Source organism: Variovorax sp. MPBD4-3 (assembly GCF_058809745.1).
Genome location: NZ_JBXASW010000019.1, coordinates 1 through 25,106, shown reverse-complemented (window position 1 = coordinate 25,106; position 25,106 = coordinate 1). Strand labels below are relative to the sequence as shown.

General features: G+C 67.8%; 22 protein-coding genes. 9 read left to right on the top strand and 13 right to left on the bottom strand.

Features of this window, described 5'->3' with window-relative positions:
• Positions 1-269 precede the first annotated feature (269 nt).
• Together lptM and lysA are read left to right on the top strand one after the other, a co-directional pair.
• Entirely contained in the window at positions 270-548 is a 279-nt protein-coding gene (gene lptM, locus AC1RVW_RS14055) for an LPS translocon maturation chaperone LptM (protein WP_493200575.1), read from the top strand.
• A complete protein-coding gene (gene lysA / locus AC1RVW_RS14050) occupies positions 545-1,834 on the top strand; it encodes a diaminopimelate decarboxylase (RefSeq protein WP_493200573.1) in 1,290 nt (429 codons plus the stop codon). Before lptM ends, lysA begins: the two co-directional genes overlap by 4 nt.
• Positions 1,835-1,861: 27 nt before the next feature.
• Here lysA and msrQ read toward each other — a convergent pair whose 3' ends face one another.
• The 5 genes from msrQ to AC1RVW_RS14025 form a co-directional block, all read right to left on the bottom strand.
• Entirely contained in the window at positions 1,862-2,524 is a 663-nt protein-coding gene (gene msrQ, locus AC1RVW_RS14045; protein WP_493200571.1) for a protein-methionine-sulfoxide reductase heme-binding subunit MsrQ, read from the bottom strand.
• A 28-nt stretch (positions 2,525-2,552) separates the two neighbouring features.
• On the bottom strand, positions 2,553-3,575 hold the full coding sequence (gene msrP, locus AC1RVW_RS14040; RefSeq protein ID WP_409194983.1) for a protein-methionine-sulfoxide reductase catalytic subunit MsrP: 1,023 nt from the start codon (positions 3,573-3,575) through the stop codon (positions 2,553-2,555).
• A 116-nt stretch (positions 3,576-3,691) separates the two neighbouring features.
• Positions 3,692-5,008: a c-type cytochrome biogenesis protein CcsB gene (gene ccsB, locus AC1RVW_RS14035; RefSeq protein WP_493200569.1), complete on the bottom strand. Its 1,317-nt coding sequence runs from the start codon at positions 5,006-5,008 to the stop codon at positions 3,692-3,694.
• Positions 5,005-7,176 carry a cytochrome c biogenesis protein ResB gene (locus AC1RVW_RS14030; RefSeq protein WP_285414964.1) on the bottom strand — a complete coding sequence of 724 codons (2,172 nt, stop codon included), beginning with the start codon at positions 7,174-7,176 and terminating at the stop codon, positions 5,005-5,007. The genes ccsB and AC1RVW_RS14030 overlap by 4 nt, the downstream gene beginning before the upstream one ends.
• 121 nt (positions 7,177-7,297) lie before the next feature.
• Positions 7,298-7,978, bottom strand: a complete 681-nt coding sequence (locus AC1RVW_RS14025; RefSeq protein ID WP_081268055.1) for a c-type cytochrome — start codon at positions 7,976-7,978, stop codon at positions 7,298-7,300.
• 73 nt (positions 7,979-8,051) lie between these two features.
• Here AC1RVW_RS14025 and yihA point away from each other — a divergent pair, with 73 nt between their 5' ends.
• The gene (yihA, locus tag AC1RVW_RS14020; RefSeq protein WP_081268056.1) at positions 8,052-8,792 is read left to right on the top strand and encodes a ribosome biogenesis GTP-binding protein YihA/YsxC; all 741 of its coding nucleotides are present in this window, start codon (positions 8,052-8,054) and stop codon (positions 8,790-8,792) included.
• Positions 8,793-8,877: 85 nt separating this feature from the next.
• Positions 8,878-9,789: an alpha/beta fold hydrolase gene (locus AC1RVW_RS14015; RefSeq protein ID WP_493200566.1), complete on the top strand. Its 912-nt coding sequence runs from the start codon at positions 8,878-8,880 to the stop codon at positions 9,787-9,789.
• Positions 9,790-9,884: 95 nt separating this feature from the next.
• On the opposite strand, the gene AC1RVW_RS14010 is transcribed toward AC1RVW_RS14015, so the two are convergent.
• Positions 9,885-10,769: an LpxL/LpxP family acyltransferase gene (locus AC1RVW_RS14010; protein ID WP_081268058.1), complete on the bottom strand. Its 885-nt coding sequence runs from the start codon at positions 10,767-10,769 to the stop codon at positions 9,885-9,887.
• Positions 10,766-11,656 carry a lysophospholipid acyltransferase family protein gene (locus AC1RVW_RS14005; RefSeq protein ID WP_409194980.1) on the bottom strand — a complete coding sequence of 297 codons (891 nt, stop codon included), beginning with the start codon at positions 11,654-11,656 and terminating at the stop codon, positions 10,766-10,768. Before AC1RVW_RS14005 ends, AC1RVW_RS14010 begins: the two co-directional genes overlap by 4 nt.
• A 217-nt stretch (positions 11,657-11,873) precedes the next feature.
• On the opposite strand from AC1RVW_RS14005, the gene metK reads away from it, so the two are divergent.
• Entirely contained in the window at positions 11,874-13,061 is a 1,188-nt protein-coding gene (gene metK, locus AC1RVW_RS14000; RefSeq protein ID WP_081268060.1) for a methionine adenosyltransferase, read from the top strand.
• Between the two features lie 21 nt (positions 13,062-13,082).
• On the opposite strand, the gene AC1RVW_RS13995 is transcribed toward metK, so the two are convergent.
• Together AC1RVW_RS13995 and AC1RVW_RS13990 are read right to left on the bottom strand one after the other, a co-directional pair.
• Positions 13,083-14,513 carry a sensor histidine kinase gene (locus AC1RVW_RS13995; protein ID WP_234382816.1) on the bottom strand — a complete coding sequence of 477 codons (1,431 nt, stop codon included), beginning with the start codon at positions 14,511-14,513 and terminating at the stop codon, positions 13,083-13,085.
• 1 nt (position 14,514) lies between these two features.
• Entirely contained in the window at positions 14,515-15,189 is a 675-nt protein-coding gene (locus tag AC1RVW_RS13990) for a response regulator transcription factor (RefSeq protein ID WP_081268062.1), read from the bottom strand.
• Between the two features lie 174 nt (positions 15,190-15,363).
• On the opposite strand from AC1RVW_RS13990, the gene AC1RVW_RS13985 reads away from it, so the two are divergent.
• Genes AC1RVW_RS13985 through AC1RVW_RS13975 form a run of 3 tightly spaced genes read left to right on the top strand, consistent with a single transcriptional unit; the run spans position 15,364 to position 18,121 of the window.
• A complete protein-coding gene (locus tag AC1RVW_RS13985) occupies positions 15,364-16,398 on the top strand; it encodes an ABC transporter substrate-binding protein (RefSeq protein ID WP_493200563.1) in 1,035 nt (344 codons plus the stop codon).
• A 2-nt stretch (positions 16,399-16,400) separates the two neighbouring features.
• Positions 16,401-17,222 carry an ABC transporter ATP-binding protein gene (locus tag AC1RVW_RS13980; RefSeq protein ID WP_493200561.1) on the top strand — a complete coding sequence of 274 codons (822 nt, stop codon included), beginning with the start codon at positions 16,401-16,403 and terminating at the stop codon, positions 17,220-17,222.
• 20 nt (positions 17,223-17,242) lie between these two features.
• Entirely contained in the window at positions 17,243-18,121 is an 879-nt protein-coding gene (locus tag AC1RVW_RS13975; protein WP_081268065.1) for an ABC transporter permease, read from the top strand.
• Between the two features lie 317 nt (positions 18,122-18,438).
• On the opposite strand, the gene AC1RVW_RS13970 is transcribed toward AC1RVW_RS13975, so the two are convergent.
• The 4 genes from AC1RVW_RS13970 to AC1RVW_RS13955 all read right to left on the bottom strand — a co-directional run bounded on the left by AC1RVW_RS13970 (position 18,439) and on the right by AC1RVW_RS13955 (position 24,121).
• Positions 18,439-20,562, bottom strand: a complete 2,124-nt coding sequence (locus tag AC1RVW_RS13970) for a TonB-dependent receptor domain-containing protein (protein ID WP_493200559.1) — start codon at positions 20,560-20,562, stop codon at positions 18,439-18,441.
• Positions 20,563-20,636: 74 nt separating this feature from the next.
• The gene (locus tag AC1RVW_RS13965) at positions 20,637-20,825 is read right to left on the bottom strand and encodes a hypothetical protein (RefSeq protein WP_106935565.1); all 189 of its coding nucleotides are present in this window, start codon (positions 20,823-20,825) and stop codon (positions 20,637-20,639) included.
• Positions 20,822-21,970, bottom strand: coding sequence for a PepSY-associated TM helix domain-containing protein (locus AC1RVW_RS13960; RefSeq protein WP_493200557.1), 1,149 nt, complete (start codon positions 21,968-21,970; stop codon positions 20,822-20,824). Before AC1RVW_RS13960 ends, AC1RVW_RS13965 begins: the two co-directional genes overlap by 4 nt.
• A gap of 30 nt (positions 21,971-22,000) precedes the next feature.
• Complete coding sequence (locus AC1RVW_RS13955; protein WP_106935567.1) at positions 22,001-24,121, bottom strand: TonB-dependent siderophore receptor; 2,121 nt, start codon at positions 24,119-24,121, stop codon at positions 22,001-22,003.
• A gap of 178 nt (positions 24,122-24,299) precedes the next feature.
• Here AC1RVW_RS13955 and AC1RVW_RS13950 point away from each other — a divergent pair.
• Positions 24,300-25,106: phospholipase D-like domain-containing protein (locus AC1RVW_RS13950; RefSeq protein ID WP_493200555.1), on the top strand; the 807-nt coding region annotated here is incomplete at its 3' end.

Genomic DNA, 25,106 nt, shown 5'->3' with positions numbered 1-25,106 from the left:
TGGAGACAATCGTCCGCTCCCCCGCGCGTCCGGCACCGAAGCCTGTAACGCCGCCATCGCGCAAGCGCTAGGTCGGTACTCTAGAAGCCGGTGAGCTAAGCCTCACCGGCTTTTTTTCTGCCCAGACTACCTTAGGGGGCACAGAAAAGTTCTAGCGCAAGGCGTCGTTAGTTGCGATTGCTGAGAGCATTTCACTATCCGAGCAACAAGTGCGGCTAGAGACGCCTGACCTGACAAGTCGGCGTAGTGTCGAAAAGTACAATTTCGCTATGTTGAACGTTCGCCAAATTCTAGTGAGCACCCGCGTCCGCGCTGCGCTCATGGTCTGCCTCGCCGCAGCCACCACCGGTCTGGCCGCTTGCGGCCAGAAGGGAGCCTTGTACCTCCCGACCGATCCCGCGGCGGCCCAGCGGGCGACGTTGCCCCAACTGCTGACGCCGGGCGGATCGGATTCCACCTCGAGTACGAACACTCCCCCCACGCCAGCCACGCCAGCCAGCGGCACCACCACGAACAACACCAACGACAGCAGCGGAACCCGCAAATGACCGGCAGCGTTTCTTCGTCCTCCTCCCTGCCCGGCCAACCCCACGTCGCCGAGCGCGATGGCGCGCTGCATGTCGAAGGTGTCGCGCTCGACGCGCTGGCCCGCGAGCACGGCACCCCCCTCTTCGTCTACTCGAAGCAGTGGATGCTCGACGCCCTGGCCGCGTACCAGCGCGGCTTCGAGGGGCGCGATGCCCTCATCTGCTACGCCATGAAGGCCAACTCGTCGCTCGGCGTGCTGCGCGTGTTCGCCGAGGCGGGCTGCGGTTTCGACATCGTCTCCGGCGGCGAGCTGTCGCGCGTGCTGGCGGTCGGCGCCGATCCGAAGAAGATCATCTTCTCGGGCGTCGGCAAGACGCGCGCCGAGATGCGCCAGGCCCTCGCGGCCGGCATCGCCTGCTTCAACGTCGAGAGCGAGGCCGAACTCGACGTGCTCAACGAGGTTGCCGCCGCCGAAGGCCGGCGCGCGCCGATCAGCATCCGCATCAATCCGAACGTCGATCCGAAGACGCATCCGTACATTTCCACCGGCCTGAAGGGCAACAAGTTCGGCATCGCGCATGACCGCGCGGTGGAGGCTTACCGCCACGCCGCGAGGCTGCCGGGCCTCGAGGTGGTCGGCATCGACTGCCACATCGGCTCGCAGATCACCGAAGCCTCTCCGTACCTCGACGCCTGCGACCGCGTGCTGGACCTCGTGGAGGCCATCGAGGCGGCCGGCGTGCCGATCCATCACCTCGACTTCGGCGGCGGCCTGGGCATCGACTACAACGGCGAAGTGCCGCCCAAGGCCGATGCGCTCTGGCAGCAGCTGCTCGCCAAGCTCGACGCGCGCGGCTTCGGCGGGCGCAAGCTGGTCATCGAACCCGGCCGCTCGCTCGTCGGCAATGCGGGCGTGTGCGTGACTGAGGTGCTCTACACCAAGCCCGGCGAAGACAAGAACTTCTGCATCGTCGACGCGGCCATGAACGACCTGCCAAGGCCCGCGATGTACCAGGCTTTCCAGCGCATCGTGCCGGTGCGCGCCCGCGCCGGCGATGCACCGGTCTACGACGTGGTCGGCCCGGTCTGCGAAAGCGGCGACTGGATCGGCCGCGACCGCGCACTCAACGTGGTGGCTGGCGACATGCTCGCCGTGCTGTCGGCCGGCGCGTATTGCATGAGCATGTCCAGCAACTACAACACGCGCGGCCGTGCCGCCGAGGTGCTGGTGAGCGGCGCCACCGCCAAGCTGATCCGCCGCCGCGAGACGATGGAAGACCAGCTGCGCGCCGAGATCGACGGCTGATCCGCCCTTGCCCGGCAGTCCTTGCGGTCAGCCGGTGCGCAGCGGCTTGTTGCCGCCGCGCGCCGTGGCGGCGCCAGCGCCAGCCCTTGCTTTGCGCTTGCGCGCGAAGTCCCACACGCGCCAGGCAAGCAGCACCGCGATGATCGCCGCGTAGACGAACACTTCGGCGAAGTTGTTCTTGCCCGCGCGCATCCAGAAGAAGTGCAGCAGGCCGAGCCCCGCGATCACGTACACCAGCTTGTGCAGCATCTGCCAGCGCTTTGCGCCCATCGCCTTGATCGCGCGGTTGAACGAGGTGGCGGCCAACGGCGTCAGCAGCACGAAGGCGGTGAAACCCACCAGGATGAACGGCCGCTTCGCAATGTCCTTGACGATGTCGCCCCACTCGAAGCCCATGTCGAACCAGCTGTAGCACAGCAGGTGCAGCACCACGTAGAAGTACGCGAACAGGCCCAGCATGCGGCGATAGCGCGCGAGCGCGTTCCACTTGCTCATCACGCGCAGCGGCGTCACCGCCAGCACGATGCAGATGAAGCGCAGCGTCCAGTCGCCCGTGGCACGGATCAGGAACTCGGCCGGGTTCGCGCCGAGCCCGTCGGTGAAGGCTCCGTAGGCCAGCCGCGCGAACGGCAGCAGGCACAGCAGGAAGATGACCGGCTTGGTCGCCGGATGCATGAGCAGCTTGTTCATGGGGCAACGGCCGGACGGCGACGCAGGCTCAGTAGTTCTTCTTCAGGTCCATGCCGGCGTAGAGCTGGCCGACCTGGGCTTCGTAGCCGTTGAACATTTCCGTCTTGCGGCGCTTGGCGAACAGGCCGCCGCCGTCGCCGATGCGGCGCTCGGTGGCCTGGCTCCAGCGCGGATGGTCGACGTTCGGGTTCACGTTCGAATAGAAGCCGTATTCGTTGGCCGCCGCCTTGTTCCAGGCCGTGCTCGGCTCCTTCTCGACGAAGCGGATCTTGACGATCGACTTGGCCGACTTGAAGCCGTACTTCCACGGCACCACCAGCCGCACCGGCGCGCCGTTCTGGTTGGGCAGCACTTCGCCGTACATGCCGAAGGCCAGCAGCGTGAGCGGGTGCATCGCCTCGTCCATGCGCAGGCCTTCGGTGTAGGGCCAGTCGAGCACGCGCGAGCCGACGAAGGGCATGGTCTTGGGGTCGGCCAGAGTGACGAACTCGACGAACTTGGCGTTGCCCTGCGGCTCGACCTTCTTGATCAGCTCGGCCAGCGAGTAGCCGACCCACGGAATCACCATCGACCAACCCTCGACGCAACGCAGGCGGTAGATGCGCTCTTCCTGCGCGCTGAGCTTGAGCAGGTCTTCGATGCCGTACTTGCCCGGCTTCTTGACCAGGCCCTCGACCTCCACCGTCCACGGCCGGGTCTTGAGCGTGCCGGCGTTCTTGGCCGGGTCGGCCTTGTCGGTGCCGAACTCGTAGAAGTTGTTGTAGGTGGAGGCGTCCTTGTAGTCGGTGAGCTTGTCCATGGACATGGCACCCGGCACGGCCGACTTGGCGCCCGGCAGCGCCGCGAGCTTGCCTGGCGCCGCCGCCTGGGCCCACGCCTCGCGCGCCGCGAAGCTCGCCAGCGCCGCGCCCGCCGCGCCGCCGGCCATGAGCTTCAGCAGGTCGCGCCGGCTCTCGTATGCAGCGCGCGGCGTGATTTCGCTCGGCACCGGATGGATGAAACCGTTGTCGTCGCTGCTGTGGCGGCGAAGCGGACGGGAATGAAACGACATGGCAAGCCTTTCGCTGGAATCTTTGTGCTCAGGGTAGTTCGTGACCGGCCCCGATTTGGTTACGCGCCGGCAGGGCGCGCGGTTTCAATTCTTCGCGAAAGACTGCGGGCTTGCGCCTACAGCGTTCCGTAGCTGTGCAGGCCGCTCAGGAACATGTTGACGCCCAGGAAGGCGAAGGTGGTGACCGCCAGGCCGCCCAGCGCCCACCACGCGGCCACGGTGCCCCGCAGCCCCTTCACGAGCCGCATGTGCAGCCACGCCGCGTAGTTGAGCCAGACGATCAGCGCCCAGGTTTCCTTCGGGTCCCAGCTCCAGTAGCCGCCCCAGGCATCCGCCGCCCAGAGGGCGCCGAGCACGGTGGCGATGGTGAAGAAGGCGAAGCCGACCGTGATCGACTTGTACATGACGTCGTCGAGCACGTCGTTGGCAGGCAGCCGCGCCGCGATGCGCTTGCGGCCGAGCAGGATGCCCGCGGCGATCAGCGCCGAGATGCCCGCGTAGACCACCCAGTAGCTGCCGCCGGCTTCCTGCACGCGCTGGCGGAAGGCCACGGGCACGAAGCACAGCGCCACGCCCAGCAGCCAGATCGGCGTGAGCTTGTACCAGCGCTTCTCGTCGGCCTGTTCCTTGATGAGATATGCGAAGGCCACCATGGCCGCCAGCGCGAAGGTGCCGTAGCCGATGAAGTTGGCCGGCACGTGCAGCTTCATCCACCAGCTCTGCAACGCGGGTACCAGCGGCTGGATTTCGTGCGCCTCGCGCACGATGGTGTACCAGAGCAGGAAACCGACCGCCGCGCTCACGACCAGCATCACGAAGGCGCCGAGCGCGCGCGTGTTGTAGCGCTCTTCGAAGTACAGGTAGAACGCCGCCGTGAGCCAGCAGAACAGCACGAACACTTCGTACAGGTTGCTCACGGGGATGTGTCCGATGTCCGGGCCGAGCTGGTGGCTCTCGTACCAGCGCACCATGGTGCCGATCAGCGCCATCGTCACGGCGGCCCAGGCGAGGCGCGAGCCGATCATGTCGAAGGTGTCCGACTGCCTGCCGCCGAAGAAGCCGAGCCAGTAGAACAGCGTGCTCATGAAGAACAGCACGCTCATCCACAGGATGGCCGACTGGCTCGACAGGAAGTACTTGAGCCAGAACACCGTGTCGGCACGCGCCAGGTCGCCCTGGTAGGAGCTGATGGACAGCAGCGACGCCGCCGCCACCACGATGGCCAGCACCCGCAGCGGCCGCCAGAACCAGCCGATGGCGATCATCGAGATCACCGCGGCGGCGAGGATCGGCTTCTCGTAGTAGTCCATCGACCCCGCGTAGCGCGTGAACGCGAACAGGCCGCCCGCCAGCACCAGCGCCGCGAACACCCAATCGAACAGGTTGCGGCGCGAGAGCCAGCTTTCATTGAGCGTGAGGGTCGTGGTGTTCATGTTGTCTCGGGTTCCGTCTTCTTCAGGGCGAGCAGCTTGTGCTTGAGGTGCTCGAATTCGCGGTCGCTGTCCATGGTCTTGCGATTGACCGAGAACGCCATCGTGGCAGTGGTGGCGCCGTCGGCCGCATTGCCTTCGGGCGTCAGCCACACCCAGAGGCGCCGTTCGCGCACGTACAGCATGGCAAAAATCCCGATGATCAGCAACAGGCAGCCCAGATAGACGACGTTCTTGCCAGGGGCGCGCGCCACCTGGAACACGCTGGCCTGCACCTGGGTGAAGTCGGTCATCATCATCGCGACCGGGGCCGGGTAGAAGTGCGCGTCGCTGATGGCCAGCACGGCCTGCGTGAGGTAGGCCTGCGACTTCTCGTCGTTCGGCAGCACGGCCAGGCCGGCGCCTTCGCGGCTCAGGTTGAGCACCTCGAACAGCACGTCGTTGAGGATGCGCACCAGCACGCCGCCCGCGCGCTCGCGCTCGGCCTCGGGCACGTTGACTTCCATGAACTCCGCGATCGCCTGCCAGCCGCCCAGGGCGGTGGCGTCCGGCCTGGCGCGCTCGCTGCCCGAGAACAGCGCCAGCGCGCGGGTGGCCGACACGCGCAGCTGCTCGGCCATTTCGGGACGCTTCGGATCGGTGGCCTTGGCGATGTAGCGCTCGATGGCGCGCGCGCGGATGTCGGGGTCGGCGAGCGCGGCGCGCATGCGCACGAAGCCGTCCATGGAGCCCTGCTCGTCGGCCGGCACGCGCAGGTAGCGGAACGGGTCTTCGGGCTTCTCGCGCATGCCGAGCAGGAACACCGGCTGGCCGTCGCCGGTGTCGACCGGCACCATGTAGTTCTGGTACTCGCGCGCCTGGCCGGCGGCGTCGCGCAGCTTGTAGCCGATGCTCGGGCCGATGTTGCGCAGCACCTTCGGCTTGTTGACCTTGTTGGCGGCACCCAGGCGCGACTCGATGTCGTGGCGCAGGTCGACCTTGCGCACGTCGGCGCCGCTGCTCATGGCGCCGGCGTCGGCGAAGTTCTCGACGTTGATCACGCGCAGCGCGGCGTATTCGAGCGTGAGCTTGTCCTTGCCGTTGGTGATTTCGGTGCTCGGGCCGCCGATGATGCCCTCGACCTCGAAGGGCTTGGCCGCGGCCGCCATCGGCACCGCCTTGAGCTTCACCTTGGAGCCGCCGTCGTCGAAGCTCGACTGGTAGATCTCCACGCCCTTGTAGCTGGCCGGATGGTTGACCTCGATGCGCGCCGGCACCTGCTCGCCGGTTTCGCGGTCGTGCAGCACCACTTCGCTGGCGAACAGCTTGGGCATGCCGGTCGAGTAGTAGTCGACGATGAACTTCTTCAGCTCGATGGAGAACGGGAGTTCCTGCAGCAGCACGCCGTCGGCCTGGTTCAGGATGGCCACGCTGCCCTGCCCGCCCTCGGGCACGAGGATGTTGCCGCGGAAGGTCGGGTTGCTGGCCGACAGGCGGTGCTCGGGCGCCACGTCGGCGATCATGCCGCCGCCGGTGAACACGCTCTTGCCGTTGAACCAGGTCTGCGCGCGCACGATGAGGTCGCCGTCCAGCAGGCCGCCGATGCACACCAGCACGATCGCGCTGTGGGCTGCGATGTAGCCCAGCTTGTGGGCGCCACCCGCGCGCGCCGCGACCATCCAGCCCGCGCCGGTCGGGCGGCTGCCATGGGTGGCCTCGCGCTGCTGCAGCTTGACCTTCCAGCCGCCGCTCACCAGCAGTTGCCCGATGCGCCTGGCGGCGGCCTCGGGGGTTTCGCCCAGGCGGCTCTCGGCGCGCTGGCCGAAGGCCTTCAGGCTCTGCGCGCGGATGTCTTCCTTGAAGGTCTTGAGGTCGACCAGGATGCGCGGCGTGTTGCGCGCGACGCACAGCGAAGTGCTGATCACCAGGAACAGCAGGATCAGCATGAACCACCAGGCGCTGTAGACCGTGTCGAGGCGCGCCGCGCGGAACAGCTCGGCCCAGAAGGGCCCGAACTGGTTGATGTAGTTGTTGATCGGCTCGTGCTGCTTGAGCACGGTGCCGATGATCGACGCGATGCAGATGACGGTGAGCAGCGCGATCGCGAAGCGCATCGACGACAGCAGTTCCACCGCAGCGCGAAGCATTTGCGGGCCGCGATGAACGCGAAGGCCATGGGTGGAGACGGACATCGGGGCGAAAAGTAAGGGAAGACGGGGGAAAAGCAAAAGGGCGGGCCATCCTGGTGGATCGGCCCGCCCTTTGTTTGGGGTTGTTGTCGGCGGTTAGTTCACGCTCGGGGGCGCGCCGTCATCAGCGCAGGCCGGCGATGTAGTCGGCCACGGCGGCGATTTCGCGGTCGTTGAGCTTGGCGGCGACGCCGGTCATGGGCGCGCTGTTGGTGCGCACGGGGGTGCCGTCGCCGCGGAAGGCCTTGAGCTGGGCCACGGTGTATTCGGCGTTCTGGCCGCCCAGGCGCGGGTATTGGGCCGGCAGGCCGGCACCGTTGGGGCTGTGGCAGCCGGCGCAGGCGGGAATGGAGCGCTCGCCGATGCCGCCGCGGTAGATCTTCTCGCCCAGCGCCACGGTGTCCTTGTCCTTCGAGAAGCCGGTCTTGATCTTCTTGGAGGCCACGAACCAGGCGATGTCGCGCATGTCCTGGTCGCTCAGGTTGGCGGCCATGGGGCTCATGATGCTGTTCTTGCGCTTGCCGGACTTGAAGTCCTGCAGCTGCTTGAGGATGTATTCAGGGTGTTGCTGCGCCAGCTTGGGGTTCGCCGCGATGGTCGAGTTGCCGTCGGCGTTGTGGCACGAGGCACAGCTCTGGACCGTGGGCGTGCTCGCGCTGAACAGCGTGTCCCCCTTGGCGGGGTCCGGCTTGGCCGGTTTGGCCGGCGCCGCAGCGGGAGCCGCGGCGGGTTCATCGGCTGCAGAACTCACGCTGGATGCGAGGCCCACGAGGGCCGCAAGCACAATATTGGCAAACAACTTCATATCGGGGGCTTCGAATTTATTGGCGCAAAACCTCACGATTCTACAATGTGGGTCTAGTTTCGAAAGTCCGTAGATGCCCTCCCCGCGCGCCAAGCCCGCTGCCTATCCTCCCCGCGCGGCGCCCGCCGCGGACCCCCAGGTCGCCGAACGCGAGCGCGTGGCGCTGGGCTGGCTGCACACAGCCCACTTCCTCACCAGCGCCCCGCAGCTGGAGCACCTCCCCCCTGTAGACCTGCCCGAGATCGCCTTCGTCGGCCGCTCCAACGCGGGCAAGTCGACCGCCATCAACACGCTCACGCAGCAGACGCGCCTGGCCTTCGCCTCCAAGACGCCCGGCCGCACGCAGCACATCAACCTGTTCGGCATCGGCAAGCAGAAGGTCGACGACGCGGTGCTGGCCGACCTGCCCGGCTACGGCTACGCGGCCGTGCCGCGCGAGGCCAAGCTGCGCTGGCAGCGCGTCATGGGCAACTACCTGATGACGCGCGAGAGCCTGCGCGGCGTGGTGCTGATGTGCGATCCGCGCCACGGCCTGACCGAACTCGACGAAATCCTGCTCGACGTCATCCGCCCGCGCGTGGAACAGGGCCTGAAGTTCCTGGTGCTGCTGACCAAGTCCGACAAGCTCACGCGCAGCGAAGCCGCCAAGGTGCTGTCGATTACGCGACTGAACGCCGGCGGCGGCGAGGTGAAACTGTTCTCCGCGCTGAAGAAGCAGGGCGTCGGCGAGGCTGCCGAACTGCTGTGGCGCTGGGTGCACCCGGAAGGCGGCGAGGCGCCGCCGGAGCCTCCCGCGCCACCGCCGGAGGCCTGACCCGGCAACAGGCTGCACCGGGCGTCCCATCTGCATAGTTCACTATCAAAAGAATAGTGACAGTCAACCCGAAGGAGACAAGAGCATGATCGAGACATTCCAACGCAGCCTGCCCAACGGCACCACCCTGAGCTGCCGCGCCACCGGCGAGCCGGGCCGGCCGCTGATGGTGTTCCTGCACGGCTTTCCGGAGGCCGCGTTCATCTGGGACGAACTGCTCGAATATTTCGCGGATCCCGCCCACGGCGGCTACCGCTGCGTGGCACCCAACCTGCGCGGCTTCGAGAAATCGAGCGCGCCGACCGACGTGGCGGCCTACAAGCCGCACCTCCTGATCCAGGACATCCAGCAGCTCGCCGCCACCGAGAGCGCCGACGGCACCATGGCCGCGCTGGTGGCCCACGACTGGGGCGGCGCCTTCGGCTGGGGCTACGCCAACGCCTTCCCGCAGCAGGTCGGCAAGCTGGTCATCATCAATTCGCCGCATCCGGGCACCTTCACGCGCGAACTGCGCAACAGCGCGGCGCAGCAGCAAGCCAGCGCCTACATGAACTTCCTCGCGCGCCCCGACGCCGAGGCGCTGCTCGCGGCCGACGACTTCAAGCGCATGTGGCCCTTCTTCACGCTGATGAAGGCCGGCCCGGACGGCTTCGGCTGGCTCACCGAAGAAGTGAAGCAGAAGTACCGCGAAGTCTGGGGCGCGGGCCTCACGGGCGCCTGCAACCTGTACCGCGTGACGCCCATGAAGCCGCCGCTGCCGGGCCAGACCATCGACGGCATTCCGGTGCTGCCGCGCGAACGGCTCACGGTGAATGTGCCGACCTTCGTGTTCTGGGCGCTCGACGACGCGGCGCTGCTGCCCGGCCTGCTCGACGGCCTGGAGGACTACGTGCCGAAGCTCGAGATCAAGAAGGTGCCGGACGCGACCCACTGGATCGTGCACGAGCAGCCGCAGTTGGTCGCCCGCGAGATCGAGGGCTTCCTGCAGCGCAACTGAGGCGGCCGCCGCCGGGCCGCCCCTAGGCGAGCCGCGCCTCCCCCATGGGGGGTGGAGTTACACGCAGCGAAGCGAAGTGAAAAGCCGGGGGGCTTTCAATATATAGGAGGCTCGCCCTCGGGGCGCGTTTTGAAGCGGCGGTGCACCCAGTAGTACTGGGAAGGCATCGTGTCGATGTAGCCCTTCAGCCGCTCGTTCATGAGCGCCGTGTCGGCCTCGACATCGTCGGTCGGGAAGTTCTGCCAGGTCGGCAGCACCTGGATCTCGTAGCCGTCGCGCGTGAGCTTCGACACCACCGGCACCACCTTGGCCTTGCCCAGCCGCGCAAAGCGCGACAGCGAAGGCACGGTGGCCGCCTGCACGCCGTAGAACGGCACGAAGATGGTCTGGTCGCGGCCGAAGTCCATGTCGGGCAGCAGGTACAGCAAGCCGCCCTTGCGCAGGCCCTGCAGCACCGGCTTGATGCCGTCCACCCGGTTGAGCGCCGCCACGTCGCCGAAGCGGGTGCGGCCTTCGCGGATCCAGGCATCGACCATCGGGTCGCGCTGGGTCGTGTAGATGGTGGCCGAGGGGCGCGCCGTGTGCATGGTCAGCGCGGTGGCCGCGGCGTCGAGGCCGTAGAAGTGCGGCGCGAACAGGATCATCGGCGCGTCGCCCTCGGCGATCTCGCGGATCTCCGAAGCCGCGCCGACCACCTTGAGCCGGCTCGCCACCACCTTCTCGGGCGCATGCCAGAGCCAGCCGCGGTCGAGCCACGACTGCGCCACGAAGACGAAGGTCTCGCGCGCGATGGCGCGGCGCTCGGCCTCCGACTTCCCGGGGAAGCAGACCGCGAGGTTGGTGTCGACCACGCGCCGCCGCGGCACGGCCACGGTATGCAGGATGCGGCCGAGGATCGCGCCGAAGCCGCGCACCAGCGGCAGGGGCAGCGGCGCGATCGCGCGCATGAAGCCGATGCCGAGTCGGGAACCGAGGCTCATGCGGCCTCTCCGGTGGCGGCGGCCACGCGCTCGGCGCGCGGCTCCTTGTAGCGGGCGTAGTCCCACACGTACTGGCCGGGCAGGCTGTGGATCAGCCGGCCGATGCCGTCGTTCATGGCCGCGGCGGCCTCCTCGATGGAGGCGGAGGGGTCGGTCAGCGCGGTGCCGACGATCGGCTCGAAGCGGATCACGTAGCCGGCACCCTTGGGCAGGCGTTCGCAGACGCTCAGGAAGCAGGCCGCGCCGGTTTGTTGCGCGAGGCGGGGAAGCAAGGTCATGGTGTAGGCGGGGCGGCCCAGGAACGGCGCCCAGACGCCCTGCCCCAGCGGGGGCACCTGGTCGGGCAGGATGCCGGTGTAGCCGCCACTGCGCAGCGTGCGGATGAGGCCGCGCACGCCGCTGTTGTTGGTGGGAAGCGTCTGCAGGCCGGGCCGGTCGCGCGAGCCGGCGGCGATCAGGTCGGCCATCCATTTCTTGCGCGCCGGGCGGAACAGCGCGGTGATGGGCCCGTAGGCCGCGAGGAAGCGTTCGCCGATGGCCTGGCCGCACATTTCCCAGCTGCCCAGGTGCGGCGCGACGAGGATCACGCCCTTCTTCGCCTGCATGGCGGCCTCGAAGGCCTCGACGCCTTCCCAGCGCACCACGCGGTCCAGCACGGTCTGGCCGTGCGGGCGCAGCCAGAGCCAGGGCAGTTCGGACGCCATCTTGCCGGCGGCGGCGATGGCGGGACGGTATTGGCCCGGAGCGAAGCCCGCGCTCTCGGCGTTGGCCTTGAAGCGGCGGCGGTAGCCCGGCGCGCACCACCAGACCAGCCAGCCCAGCATGGCGCCGAGACGATGCATCAACGGCATCGGCAAGCGGGCAAGCAGGCGAAACAGGGTGATCATTGAAAACGGGAGGGGGTCAAAAAACGGACGCGCGCGCATGGTAGGCACGGCTCGAATAGAATCCAAATTGTCGCCGAGTTACGGAACAACTTGCAGGGCGACAAACACAAGCGCCGAGGCGATTGTGCCCCGCCGGGCAACCGGCATCTGCTAAAGCGTTCGCCAGGGCTCCGCAGAGTTGGCAACGCGCCAAATCACTTCAAGGAGTTTTGAACAAATGGCGAACGATTTCCTCTTCACTTCCGAATCCGTCTCCGAAGGCCACCCCGACAAGGTCGCCGACCAGATCTCGGATGCCATCCTGGACGCGATCTTCGAGCAGGACCCCCGCAGCCGCGTGGCCGCCGAGACGCTGACCAACACCGGCCTCGTGGTGCTCGCCGGCGAAATCACGACCAACGCGCACGTCGACTACATCCAGGTCGCGCGCGACACCATCAAGCGCATCGGCTACGACAACACCGACTACGGCATCGACTACAAGGGTTGCGCCGTGATGGTCTGCTACGACAAGCAGTCCAACGACATCGCCCAGGGCGTGGACCACGCATCCGACGACCACCTGAACACCGGCGCCGGCGACCAGGGCCTGATGTTCGGCTACGCCTGCGACGAAACGCCCGAGCTGATGCCCGCGCCCATCTACTACGCGCACCGCCTCGTCGAACGCCAGGCCCAGCTGCGCAAGGACGGCCGCCTGCCGTTCCTGCGCCCCGACGCCAAGAGCCAGGTCACGATGCGCTACGTGGACGGCAAGCCGCACAGCATCGACACCGTGGTGCTCTCCACCCAGCACAGCCCCGACCAGAGCGAGACGCCGACCAAGATGAAGGCCTCGTTCAACGAAGCCATCATCGAGGAGATCATCAAGCCCGTGCTGCCCAAGGAGTGGCTCAAGGACACGCGCTACCTGATCAACCCGACCGGCCGCTTCGTCATCGGCGGCCCGCAGGGCGACTGTGGCCTCACCGGCCGCAAGATCATCGTCGACACCTACGGCGGCGCATGCCCGCACGGCGGCGGCGCGTTCTCGGGCAAGGACCCGTCCAAGGTCGACCGCTCGGCCGCCTATGCCGCGCGCTACGTGGCCAAGAACATCGTGGCCGCCGGCCTGGCGCGCCAGTGCCAGATCCAGGTGGCGTACGCCATCGGCGTGGCCGAGCCGATGAACATCACGGTCTACACCGAAGGCACCGGCGTGATCTCCGACGAGAAGATCGCCGAACTCGTGCGCGAGCACTTCGACCTGCGCCCGAAGGGCATCATCCAGATGCTCGACCTGCTGCGCCCGATCTACCAGAAGACCGCCGCCTACGGCCACTTCGGCCGCGAAGAGCCCGAGTTCACCTGGGAAGCCACCAACCAGGCAGCCGCCCTGCGCGCAGCCGCCGGCATCAAGGGCTGACGAGCCCCGGCCGCTGCTTCCTCAGGCAGCGGCGGCAGCCGAAGGAAAACGCACAGTGACCAGCAGCCCCCGCGCCTCGCGCGGATTGGCTGCCAAGTCCACGTTCGCATCGAAGGCGCGTGCGATCTCCCGCACGATGGCCAGCCCCAGGCCCGTGCCCTCGGTGTCCTGCGACACCCGGTAGAAGCGCTCGAACACGCGCTCGCGCGCCTCGGCCGGAATGCCGGGGCCGTTGTCTTCCACGGTCAGCTCGACCACCCCCTCCACCTTGCGCACGCCGACCGTCACCCGGCCGCCTTCCTGCGTGTAGCGCAAGGCGTTGTCCAGCAGGTTGGTGGCCAGCGCATCGAGCAGCGCCGGCTGGGCCTGCACCACGGCCTCGCCCGGCCCGGCCTCCGACTCCAGCCCCAGGTCGATGCCGCGACGGTCCGCCAGCGCCGCGAGCTGCTCGACGCAGCGCAGCGCCACCGCCGCAAGGTCGACAGGCTCCAGCCGCGTGTGCGCGTCGCCGTGCTCGGCCTGCGCCAGCAGCAGCAGCTTGTTCGTCACGTCGACCAGCCGGCGGTTGCTGGTCTGCATCTCCTGCCACATCGCATCCATGTCGGCGCGGCGCGTGTCCCATTCGCCGCGGTGCTGCCGCGTGTAGCGCGCGAACTCGATCTGCGAGGCCTGCATGGCCAGCGGCGTGCGCAACTGGTGCGCCGCGTCGGCAATGAAGCGCCGCTGCGCCTCGGAGTGCGCCTTCAGCTGCGCCACGAAGCGGTTGATGGTGTCGGCCACCGGCCGCAGCTCGGAGTGCAATGCGCCCGGGTCCACCACCAGGTCGAGGTGCAGCGGGTCGCGCTGCGCGAGCTGCTGGCTCAGCCGCACGATGGGGCGCAGCTCGAGCGTCAACGCCGCAACGGCCAGCGCGATGGAGAGCGCCAGCGCCACCAGCAGGTACTCCATCGACGGCCACCACAGCGTGCGCAGCATGTGGTCGCGGCTGCCCTCGGTCTTGCCGACGGCGATGGTGATGTCGCGCGCGCCGCCTGCCTCGTACATCGCGCGCGTGGTGACCACGGCGCGCAGCGGCACGCCGGCGAAGCGGGTGTCGTACCACTGCGCACGGTCGATTCCCACGGGCTTGCGCACGGCGGGCAGCGGGAAGTCGGCCGAACCGGCCAGCACCTCGCCGTTGGCGCCCGTCACGCTGAGGAACACGCGGTCGCGCTCGGGCGACACGAACAGGCTCAGCGCCGACGGCGGCACGCTGGCCTTCACGTCCTCGTCTTCCCAGATCAGGCGGTCCGACAGCACCTTGGCCGACGACAGCAGGTCGTGGTCCTGCACATAGTCGGCCACCTCCGCGGCGTTGCGCCAGTTGAGGTATCCGCAGATGGCCACGAACACCGACATCGGCAGCAGCAGCCACAGCGCAAGGCGCAGGCGAAGGCTGGCGCGCCCGGGCACCCTAGTCTTCCTGGCGCGTGCGCAGCAGGTAGCCCACGCCGCGCAGCGTGATGATCGTCGCCTGGCTGGCCTCGAGCTTCTTGCGCAGCCGGTGGATGTAGATGTCGACCGCATCGGCGCTGGGCTCGTCGTCCAGGCCGAACATCGCGTCGATCAGCGCCTGCTTCGACACGGTGCTGCCGGCCTTCAGCATCAGCGTTTCAAGCAGCGTGCGTTCGCGCGGCGGCAGCGACAGCTCTTCGCCCGCCAGCGCGAACTGCCGCGTGCGCAGGTCGTAGCGCAGGTCGCCGCAGGCGATGTCGTTGGCCTTGCCGGGCATCTGCCGGCGCACCAGCACCTTGATGCGCGCCACCAGCTCTCGGATCTCGAAGGGCTTGACGAGATAGTCGTCGGCGCCGATCTCCAGGCACAGCACCTTCTGGTCGAGCGACGCGGTGGCCGTGAGGATGATCACCGGCACCGTGTCGCCGCGCTCGCGCAGCCTGCGCAGCACGGCCTTGCCGGAGAGCTGCGGGATGTTCAGGTCGAGCAGCACCACGTCGTAGGCCGTCTGCGTGAGCAGCCGGTCGGCGGCGTCGCCGTCGTCCACGTGGTCGACCACGAACTCCTGCTCGCGCAGCAGGCTGGAGAGCCAATGCGCGAGTTGCGGGTTGTCTTCGATGAGCAGCAGCTTCATGGGGTCGGGGGTGGTGGCCGTGGATTCTAGGAAGCATCGGCAAGTCCTAGGGATAACCATGACAAATCATGCGGACCGCCGAAAGCTGGCCGAAAGACGCCGCTTCCTAGACTGGCCCCGTCCCGCGGCAGATGTGCGCGGACTCCCGATCCAATACCAACACGGAGAGACACCATGTCCCTGTCGCCATTCGCCACCCGCCGCACCCTGCTGGCCGCCGCCCTGTGCACCGCCCTTGCCGCCACCGCGCCGCTCGCGCAGGCCGCCGATGCGCCCATCACCATCATGGTGGGCGGCATCAACAAGATCATCTACCTGCCGGCCAAGCTCACCGACGCGCTGGGCTACTTCAAGGACGAAGGCCTGAATGTCGAGCTGCAGTCGCAGCCGGCCGGCGTCGACGCCGAGAACCAGCTGATCGCCGGTGCCGTGCAGGGCGTGGTGGGCTTCTACGACCACACCATCGACCTGCAGAGCAAGGGCAAGGAAATCCAGGCCATCGCCGTGTTCTGCAAGGTGCCGGGCGAAGTCGAGCTGGTGTCGACCAAGGCCGCGGCCGTCGGCTTCAAGACCATGGCCGACGCCAAGGGCGGCAAGACTCTGGGCGTGACCGGCCTGGGTTCTTCCACCGACTTCCTCACGCGCTATCTGGCCGACCGCGCCGGCGTGGCCTCCAAGGACTACTCGCTGCTGCCCGTGGGCGCAGGAAACACCTTCATCGCGGCCATGAAGCAGGACCGCATCCAGGCCGGCATGACCACCGAGCCCACCGTGTCACAGATGCTCAAGACCGGCGACGCCAAGGTGCTGGTCGACCTGCGCACCGAGCCCGACACCGTCAAGGCGCTGGGCGGCCTCTACCCCGCGGCCAGCCTGTACGTGCAGAACACCTGGGCCGAGTCGCACAAGGCCGAGGCCACCAAGCTGGCCCGCGCCTTCGCGCGCACCATGGAATACATCCACACCCACAGCGCCGAAGAGATCGCCGAGAAGGTGCCGCGCGACTACTACGGCAACGACAAGGAGCTCTACGTGCAGGCGCTGAAGGCCTCGCTGCCGATGTTCACCACCGACGCCAAGATGCCTGCCGGCGGCCCCGAGACCGTGCTGAAGGTGCTCGCCACCTACAAGCCGCTGGTCAAGAGCAAGAACATCGATCTGTCGAAGACCTACACCAACGCCTACCTGTCGGCAGCGGCGGCCAAGTGACCATGCGCAACGGAACACCCCCCAGCAGCAACAGCAGCAACGGCGCCGTGACGTCGGCGATCGACTTCAACGACGTGTCGCTGCGCTTCATCTCGCAGGACGGCAACGCCACCGTGGCGCTGCGCAACTTCAGCATGTCGGTGGCGCGCGGCGAGTTCGTCGCCATCGTCGGGCCCACGGGCTGCGGCAAGTCGACCACGCTGAACATGATCACCGGCCTGCTCAGGCCCACCGTGGGCGACGTGAAGGTGATGGGCAAGCCCGTGACCGGCGTCGATCCGCGCATCGGCTTCGTGTTCCAGGCCGACGCGGTGTTCCCGTGGCGCAGCGTGGAGGACAACGTGGCCGCCGGCCCGATCTTCCGCGGCAAGCCGAAGAAGGAGGCGATGGAACTGGCCCAGGAGTGGATCCATCGCGTGGGCCTCTCGAAGTTCGGCAAGCACTACCCGCACCAGCTCTCGGGCGGCATGCGCAAGCGCGTGGCGCTGGCGCAGACCTTCATCAACAACCCCGAGATCCTGCTGATGGACGAGCCCTTCTCGGCGCTGGACATGCAGACCCGCACGCTGATGCAGGACGAGCTGCTGCAGCTGTGGTCGGGCACCGGCGGCAGCGTGGTGTTCGTCACGCACGACCTGGAAGAGGCGATTGCGCTGGCCGACCGCGTGTTCGTGCTGTCGGCGCGCCCCGCCACGCTCAAGCGCGTGTACGAGATCGACCTGCCGCGCCCGCGCGTCATGTCCGAGGTGCGCTACGACCCGCAGTTCATCGAGCTCTCCAAGCACATCTGGGACGACCTGCGCGAAGAAGTGGTGATCCAGTGAACACGACGACGACAAGAACCATGACCACACCCTCCACCACCACACCGACGGCAGCCGTGCTGCCCTCGTCGCTCAGCGACGCCGCGCTGGCGCGTGAATCCGAGGTCGCGCAGGCGGCCATCCGCGGCCGGCGCCGCATGATCATCGGCCTGCGGCTGGCGGTGCTGGTGATCGCGCTCGGCGGCTGGGAGATCGCGGCGCGCCTGAAGTGGATCGACCCGTTCTTCTATTCGATGCCTTCGATGATCTACGACCAGCTCGTGGAATGGATGCGCGACGGCACCTCGCAAGGCTCGCTGTGGATGCAGGTGGCGGTGACGCTCGAGGAAACGGTGATCGGCTTCCTGATCGGCTCGATCGCCGGCGTGCTGTGCGGCATCGTGCTGGGCCGCAACAAGCTGCTGTCGGATGTGTTCAGCCTCTACATCCAGATCGCCAACTCGATTCCGCGCGTGGTGCTGGGCTCGATCTTCGTGATTGCGCTGGGCCTGGGCATGGCCTCGAAGGTGGCGCTGGCGGTGGTGATGGTGTTCTTCGTGGTGTTCGGCAACGCCTTCCAGGGTGTGCGGGAGGCCGACAAGTACATGATCGCGAACGCGCAGATCCTGGGCGCTTCGCCGCGGCAGGTGACGATGTCGGTGGTGATTCCGTCGGCGATGTCGTGGATCCTGGCAAGCCTGCACGTGAGCTTCGGCTTTGCACTGGTGGGTGCGGTGGTGGGCGAGTTCCTCGGCGCGAAGGAAGGCATCGGGCTGCTGATCTCCACGGCCCAGGGCGCGTTCAACGCCAGCGGTGTGTTCGCGGCGATGATCGTTCTGGCTGTGGTTGCATTGGCGGCTGACTTCCTGCTCAGTTCGCTGGAGAAGCGGCTGTTGAAGTGGCGGCCTGCTGCGTTCTGATTTTCTCCATTCGATATGGCGAAAACGGCGGGCTTGTTGCCCGCCGTTTTTTTTTCGGGGCGCGTGCGAAGGCCACCGGGTAGCTCCCTCCGCGAATGTCCCCCGGGCTTCGCCCTCCTCCTTTGTTTCGCTGCGGGAGCTACCCGGCGCCCTTCGCACATGGACGCAGCGCTTGTTCGGCTCGACCAGCCAGTGCTCTGAACGATCCCGCTGGCGGGGTGCTCTGCGCAGCGAAATAAAGGAGGAGGCCGCAGGCCGGGGGACATTCGCGGAGCAGAGTACCCCGTCGGCGGGATCGCGCCCCGAACGACCACACGTCAGAACCTGTAGGCGCCGCTCAACCCCACGGTCCAGTTCCGGCCCAGCGCGGGTTCGTAGAAACGCCCGTTGCCTTCATTGACGATCACCGAGCCTACGTAGCGGCGGTCGAACAGGTTGTCGACGCGCGCGAAGGCGTTGAGCTCCCAGCGCTCCCACTTCTTCAGGTAGCCGGCATAGACCGCCGCCACCGCATAGCCCGACGCCACGGCCGTGTTGACGTCGTTGGCCAGAATGCGCCCGAGCGCTCGCACTTCCGCACCGGCACGCCAGCCCTCGGGCGGCACCCAGCCCAGCGACGCGAAAAGCGATTGCCTCGCGATGCCGGGAATGCGGTTGCCCGACGCCACGGTGTTGGCCGTGGCGCAAGGCGACGGCGAGCAGAAGGCATCGCGGTAGGTCGCGTCCAGCCACGTGTAGGCCAGCTGCGTGCGCCAATGGCTGGCGGTCTCGTGCTGCCAGCCCAGCTCGAAGCCGTTGCGCTTGGTGCGGCCCGCGTTCTGGAAGGTCGCGCGGCCGCCGACGTTGGTGTCGGTCACGATCTCGTCGCGCGTGCGGGTCTGGAACAGCGCCGCCGTCAGCAGCCCGCCCGCGAGCCGGGCCTTGGCGCCGACCTCCAGGCTGTCGTTCACCGAAGGCCGCAGCGCGAAGTTGAGGCCGCTGGCGCCGTTCGCGCGGTACGACAGCTCGTTGAGCGTCGGCGTCTCGAAGCCGCGGCCGGCGGAGCCGTACAGCGCGAAGTCGGGCGTGGCCTGGTAGCGCAGCGACGCCACGGGCAGGGTCTTGCTGTAACGCGCGCTGCCGCTGTCGTCGCGGTTGGCGCCCATGATGTAGCGGTCGTGCGAATCGAAGTGCACGCTGCTGCGGCGCACGCCGGCCTCGAGCGTCCAGCGCTCGGCAAGGCGCCATGTCGCCTGCGCGTAGGGGTCGAGGTTCCAGACGGTATTGAGCTCGTTGCGGCGCAGGCGCCCCTGCACGCCGAGGACCGGGTTTGCGAGCGGGCCCAGGTAGTTCTCGTAGCCGCGCCGCTTTTCGCGCAGGTTGTCGTAGCCCAGCCCGGCAACCACGTCGAGCGGCCGGTCGGCGAGCTGCAGCGCGGCGCTCCAGCGCAGGTCGATGCCGCCGTACTGCCGCGACAGGTCGATCACGCCGCCCGCATGCAGCGGGTTCTGCTGCGCCGAAGGCGGAATCGACTGGTACTGCGTGGTCTCGCGCTGCCCGCCATAGACCATGAGGCGCAGTGCCTGGCCGGCATCGATGCGGCGCTCGTAGAGCAGCCCGGCCTGCGTCTGCTCGACGGTCTTGCGCGTGTCGTACTGGGTGGCGAGCGGCGCGTTGCGCGGCGCCAGCGCGTACTGGTCGGCCGTGAGGCCGAGCGGGTCTTGCGCGGCGATGCGCACGCTGTTCATGACCAGCGTGAGCTTGTCGCCGTTGTCCAGCGCGATGCCCAGCTTGCCGTTGGCGATGTCGCGCCGCGCGGCGCTGTGCTCGCGCCAGCCGTCGGTGCGGAAGCGGCTGGCGTCGAGCATGTAGTCGACCGCGCCCTGCGAGCCGCTGAGCTGCAGCGACTGCCGCCAGGTGCCGAAGCTGCCGCCCGCGAGCGAATACGCCAGCCGCGGCGCTCCCTCGCCCGATGCGGTGAAGGCCTGCACCACGCCGCCGGAAGAATTGCCGTAGAGCGCGGAGAACGGTCCGCGCAAGACCTCGACACGGTCCACCGAGCCGATGTCGATGTTCGAGGTCTGGCCCTGCCCGTCGGGCAAGGTGGCGGGAATGCCGTCGACGTACAGCCGCACGCCGCGCACGCCGAAGGTGGAGCGCGCGCCGAAGCCGCGGATCGACAGTTGCAGGTCTTGCGCGTAGTTCTGCCGGTTCTGCACCTGCAGCCCGGGCACGGCGCCCAGGCTTTCGGAGAGATTGACCTGCAGGCGGCTGTCGCGCATTTCTGCGCCGTCGACCCGGTCGACCGAGCCGGGCACATTGAAAGGCGCGACCTCGCCGCGCGGCGTGGAAACCGTGATCTCGCGCAGTGCGGCCGGTGCCGCCTCCTGCGCATCGGCAGGCGACGGGACATGAAGCGACAGGCAGGCAACGGCGGCGGCGGCAACGGGCGAGAGTTTCATCGCGCCCATTCTGGGGCCATGCCGCCCGCCCGGGACCTCAGGCTTTCACCGGGTGCCGGCGCAAGCCGGGCGTCCTAGCGGGCGGAAGACCGCAGCCAGCCGAACCAGACGCACACGACAACCGGAACGCCCAGCGCGATCCAGGCAAGGATGTCGCCGAAGCCGCCGTCGCTGAAGAGCGCGGAGACCAGGCCCAGTGTCGTGAGCAGGCCGAGCACGATCGGCCAGCCCCACATGCGCCAGAAGCCGTGACGATGCTTCATGCCCGGGCCTTCATTGCCGCGGCCGGCTCGGGTGGCTGCGCGGCGGGTGCGGAGCTGCCGCGCTTGAGCCACAGGTACAGGCCGCTGCCCAGCACGATGATGGTCGCGATGTCGAGCAGCGCCCACAGGATCTGCATCGGCATGCCGCCGTAGTCGCCGAAGTGCAGCGGCTGCGACACCAGCAGCGCCGTGAGGTACCAGGGCAGCTTCGGCGCCGCCGTGACCTCCGCGGTCTTGGCGTCGACCAGCACCGGCTGGAACAGCTTGGAGCTGAAGGGCTCGTTGCCGCGCAGGAAGAAGGTGTTGTGGTGCGGGCTCGAGAACGAGGTGCCCGGGAACGCGATGAACGACAGCTTCATGCCGGGCGCGCGCTGCAGCGCGGCTTCCATCGAGCTTTGCACCGAGCCGCGCTGCGACACCGCCACCACCGGCTCGTTCTTGTAGGGCGCCAGCAGCGCGCTGAGCTGGTCGTACTGCCAGTACTTGATGAGCAGATCGGCCCAGGTGTTGATCATGCCGGTGGAGCCCACCACGAACAGCCACACCAGCGTGACAACGCCCAGCAGGTTGTGCAGGTCAAGCCACTTCAGGCGCGGGCGCTTGTCGCGCCGCACCGTGCCGAAGTCGAGCTTGCGCATGAACGGCGAATAGAGCACCACGCCCGAGACGATGGCCACCAGCAGCAGCAGGCCCATGAAACCGAGGAACAGCTTGCCCGGCAACCCGGCGAACAGGTCGACGTGCAGCTTGAACATCACGTACATGAAGCCCTCGTCGAACTTGGGCTGGGCGAGCACGTCGCCCGTGCGCGCGTCGACCGCGACCGACTTGAAGTCGTCGGTGGGCGCCGGCGTGGGCGTGAGCGTGACGAACCACAGGCCTTCGTCGTCCTCGGGCTGCGAGGCGAACTGCACCACGCGGTCGGGGTGCTTGGCCTTGGCGATCTCCAGCACGCGGTCGAGGCTGATGCGCGGCGTGTCCGCCGGCATCTTCGGCGCCTCGACCTCGGTGCCGAGCAGGTGGCCGATCTCGTGGTGGAAGATCAGCGGCAAGCCCGTGATGCACAGCAGCAGCATGAACACGGTGCACACGAGGCTGCTCCACTTGTGCACCCAGGCCCAGGTCTTGATTGTTCGGCTGTTCATGTCGTGGCGGCTCCGCTCGAAGGGCGGCGATCAGAAGCGATAGGTGGCGCTGGCCACAACGCTGCGGCGCGCACCGAACCAGCAGTCGCCGCGCGACAGGCAGGTGCTGAAGTAGGTCTTGTCGGTCGCGTTGTTGATGTTCAGCGCGTAGCGCCACCTGTCCGACTCGTAGGCCAGCATCAGGTCGAGCAGGGTCACCGAGGGCACGCGAGGCCCGGCGCTGGAGCCGTCCACGTCGGTGAAGCCGCTCATGTAGCGCACGCCCGCACCGGCGGAGAAGCCCGGCACCCCGGCGATGGAGAAACGGTACTTGCCCCACACCGAGGCCTGGTTGCGCGGCTGCTCGGTGAGCTTGGCGTCGACGTCGATGTTGGTGTAGTTGGCGATCAGGTCGAAGTTGCGGCCCAGCGTCGTCTTCAGCTCGAGCTCCACGCCCTTGTTCTTCGTCGCATCGACCTGCCGGCCGTAGTCCGGGTTGGTGCTGTCGGAGACGAGGCGGTTCTTTTCCTTCAGCGAGAAGACCGACGCGGTGAAGCTCGTCGGCGAGCCGGCGGGCTGGTACTTGACGCCGGCCTCCACCTGCTCGCCGCGCAGCGGCTTGAACAGGTTGCCCTCGGCGTTGGTGCCGGCCTGGGGCGTGAAGGATTCGGTGTAGCTCAGGTACGGCGACCAGCCCGAAGGCAGCGTGTACATCACGCCCAGCCGGCGCGAGGTGGCGCTGGTCGTCTCCGAGGCGCTGCCCGCGGTGCCGGCGGTGCTGCGGTCGTAGCGCAGGCCGGCCACGAAGATCCAGTTGTCCAGCTTCATCTGGTCCTGCACGTAGATGCCGGCGTTGCGCTGGGTGGTGCGCGGCCTGCGCGTCAGCTCGGTGACCGGCACGTAGCCGACGCCATAGACCGGCGCGTAGGCGTCGATGGTGCTGTAGACGGAGCCTTCGGTCTTGTCCTGGCGCTGGCGCGAATACTCCGCGCCCACCAGCAGCGTGTGGCGCAGCGCGCCGGTGTCGAAATGGCCTTCGACGTGGTTGTCGATGCCGGTCATGCTGGTCCATGCCAGCGACTTGTCGTTGTAGCGGCCGAGCAGGCGCTGGCCGGCGGGGTCGAGCGACCAGCCGCCGGGCACGGAGAACGAATCCGCGTAGTGGTAGTGCGAGTCGTTGAAGGTGCGCGATGCGCGGAAGTTCTGCCTGAAGGTCCAGCGCTCGTTGAACTTGTGTTCGAACTGCCAGCCGAAGGTCTTGCGCTCGGTGTCGTAGCCGTCGCCCGGCTCGCCGATGAAACGGCTGGACGGCAGCGGGCCGTTGACGTTCGGCAGGATGGTGCCCTGCCAGGGGAAGAACTGCGAGGTGCTGCCGGTCTTGTCCTTCTGCCACAGGGCCTGCAGCGTCAGCGAGGTCGCGGCGCTGGGGCGCCAGGTGAGCGACGGCATGATGAGCGAGCGGTCGTCCGGCACGTAGTCGACCTGCGTGTCGGACTTGCGCTGCAATGCCACAAGGCGGTACGACCACTCGCCGTCGGCGGTCAGCGGGCCGGTCAGATCGGCCTGGAGCTGCTTGCGTCCGAAGGAGCCGAGCTGCACGCCCACCTCGCGGTAGGCCTGCTGCTGCGGCAGCTTGCTGACCATGTTGATCACACCGCCCGCGGTGCCTGCGCCGAACAGCATGCCGGCCGGCCCGCGCAGCACTTCGAGGCGCTCCAGCGTGTACGGGTCGGGCCGCGCCGTGGCGGTGTACCAGCCGGAGGAATAGGTCTGCAGCCCGTCGAGGTAGACGGACGGGTCGCTGCCGCGCACCGAGAAGCTGTCGGAGCGCGAATCGATGCCGTAGGCGTCGGAGCGCACGCCGGCGGCGTAGGTGAGCGCGTCCTGCAGGTTGGTGGCGCCCTGGTCGACCATCTGGTCGCGCGTGACGACAGTCACCGACTGCGGCGTCTCGGCCAGCGGCGTGTCGGTCTTGGTGGCCGTGACCGCATTCTTTGCGCGGTAGCCGATCACCGACGTCTTCGCGGTCTCGGCTTCGGCATTCGCGTCCACCCTCACTTCCGGCAGGGAAGCTGCGTTCGCCGTCTGGGCCAGCACCTGGTGCTGCGTGTAAATAGCCAGGCACCCCACCAGCACCGATGCGGCCTTGCGCCGCGCCACCAATCTAGACATTCCTTCTCCACTCCAAGACACAATTAAGAAGCATTCTCATTCTAATTGTCAAAAAGTCTCGGCCGGCCGATTTCCAGCAGGATCGCAAGGGCGTTGCGTTGCGAAATTGCGTCTTCAAAAAAGGGCCGAAAGGCTACGATCCCGCCCGCACGCTTCCTCTCATGCGTCGGCAGGCCCCATGTTCATCAAGCTCATTGCCTTTCTGTTTCCCGCGCTGCGCGGTCCGGCTCTGTGGCTGATTGCCCTTGCACTGACCGGCTGCGCCGGCCTGCCGCCGCGCGCGCCCGAGCCGCCGGTGAAATCCATCGCCGCCTCGCCGGCCACGGAGCTCGGCCGCGCGGCCATCGCCCTGAACACGCCGCCGGACGGGCTGACGAGCATGCGCCCGCTGATCGAGGCCTCGTTCGCGCTCGATGCGCGGCTCGAGCTGATGCGGCGGGCCCAGTCCTCCCTCGACGTGCAGACCTACCAGCTCGGCAACGACAAGACCGGCCGGCTGCTTCTGCGCGAACTGCGCAATGCCGCGCGGCGCGGCGTGCGCGTACGGCTGCTGCTCGACGACTTCTACACCGCCGGCATGGACCGCCTGCTGCTCGGACTGGCCGCCGAACCCAATGCCGAAGTGCGGCTGTTCAACCCCTTCGTGAATGCGCGCGACCATTCGTCGGGCCGCTGGCTGGAGTTCTTCTCCGACTTCCGCCGGCTCAACCACCGCATGCACAACAAGCTGTTCCTGGCGGACGGCGCGATGGCCATCGCGGGCGGACGCAACCTCGCCGACGAATATTTCCTGCGCAGCGAGAGCGCCAACTTCATCGACTTCGAACTGCTGCTGGCCGGCCCGGTCGTGCCCGAGGCCGCGGCCATCTTCGACACCTACTGGAACAGCGACGTGGTCTACCCGCTGCAGCGGGTCGCCAGCACCAGCCGCTCGACCGAGACGCTGAAAGCCGACTTCGAGGCCGCCACCTCCCCCGCCAACGCC

What these genes read in the sequence shown, in the direction of transcription:
- AC1RVW_RS13955 (WP_106935567.1), bottom strand. Translation starts at nt 24,121, where the DNA reads ATGTCTAGATTGGTGGCGCGGCGCAAGGCCGCATCGGTGCTGGTGGGG.
- AC1RVW_RS13970 (WP_493200559.1), bottom strand. Translation starts at nt 20,562, where the DNA reads ATGAAACTCTCGCCCGTTGCCGCCGCCGCCGTTGCCTGCCTGTCGCTT.
- msrQ (WP_493200571.1), bottom strand. Translation starts at nt 2,524, where the DNA reads ATGAACAAGCTGCTCATGCATCCGGCGACCAAGCCGGTCATCTTCCTG.
- AC1RVW_RS14030 (WP_285414964.1), bottom strand. Translation starts at nt 7,176, where the DNA reads ATGTCCGTCTCCACCCATGGCCTTCGCGTTCATCGCGGCCCGCAAATG.
- AC1RVW_RS14025 (WP_081268055.1), bottom strand. Translation starts at nt 7,978, where the DNA reads ATGAAGTTGTTTGCCAATATTGTGCTTGCGGCCCTCGTGGGCCTCGCA.
- AC1RVW_RS14010 (WP_081268058.1), bottom strand. Translation starts at nt 10,769, where the DNA reads ATGAGCCTCGGTTCCCGACTCGGCATCGGCTTCATGCGCGCGATCGCG.
- AC1RVW_RS13990 (WP_081268062.1), bottom strand. Translation starts at nt 15,189, where the DNA reads ATGAAGCTGCTGCTCATCGAAGACAACCCGCAACTCGCGCATTGGCTC.
- AC1RVW_RS13965 (WP_106935565.1), bottom strand. Translation starts at nt 20,825, where the DNA reads ATGAAGCATCGTCACGGCTTCTGGCGCATGTGGGGCTGGCCGATCGTG.
- AC1RVW_RS13980 (WP_493200561.1), top strand. Translation starts at nt 16,401, where the DNA reads ATGCGCAACGGAACACCCCCCAGCAGCAACAGCAGCAACGGCGCCGTG.
- AC1RVW_RS14005 (WP_409194980.1), bottom strand. Translation starts at nt 11,656, where the DNA reads ATGATCACCCTGTTTCGCCTGCTTGCCCGCTTGCCGATGCCGTTGATG.
- AC1RVW_RS13975 (WP_081268065.1), top strand. Translation starts at nt 17,243, where the DNA reads ATGACCACACCCTCCACCACCACACCGACGGCAGCCGTGCTGCCCTCG.
- lysA (WP_493200573.1), top strand. Translation starts at nt 545, where the DNA reads ATGACCGGCAGCGTTTCTTCGTCCTCCTCCCTGCCCGGCCAACCCCAC.
- AC1RVW_RS13985 (WP_493200563.1), top strand. Translation starts at nt 15,364, where the DNA reads ATGTCCCTGTCGCCATTCGCCACCCGCCGCACCCTGCTGGCCGCCGCC.
- AC1RVW_RS13960 (WP_493200557.1), bottom strand. Translation starts at nt 21,970, where the DNA reads ATGAACAGCCGAACAATCAAGACCTGGGCCTGGGTGCACAAGTGGAGC.
- ccsB (WP_493200569.1), bottom strand. Translation starts at nt 5,008, where the DNA reads ATGAACACCACGACCCTCACGCTCAATGAAAGCTGGCTCTCGCGCCGC.
- AC1RVW_RS14015 (WP_493200566.1), top strand. Translation starts at nt 8,878, where the DNA reads ATGATCGAGACATTCCAACGCAGCCTGCCCAACGGCACCACCCTGAGC.
- yihA (WP_081268056.1), top strand. Translation starts at nt 8,052, where the DNA reads ATGCCCTCCCCGCGCGCCAAGCCCGCTGCCTATCCTCCCCGCGCGGCG.
- msrP (WP_409194983.1), bottom strand. Translation starts at nt 3,575, where the DNA reads ATGTCGTTTCATTCCCGTCCGCTTCGCCGCCACAGCAGCGACGACAAC.
- metK (WP_081268060.1), top strand. Translation starts at nt 11,874, where the DNA reads ATGGCGAACGATTTCCTCTTCACTTCCGAATCCGTCTCCGAAGGCCAC.
- lptM (WP_493200575.1), top strand. Translation starts at nt 270, where the DNA reads ATGTTGAACGTTCGCCAAATTCTAGTGAGCACCCGCGTCCGCGCTGCG.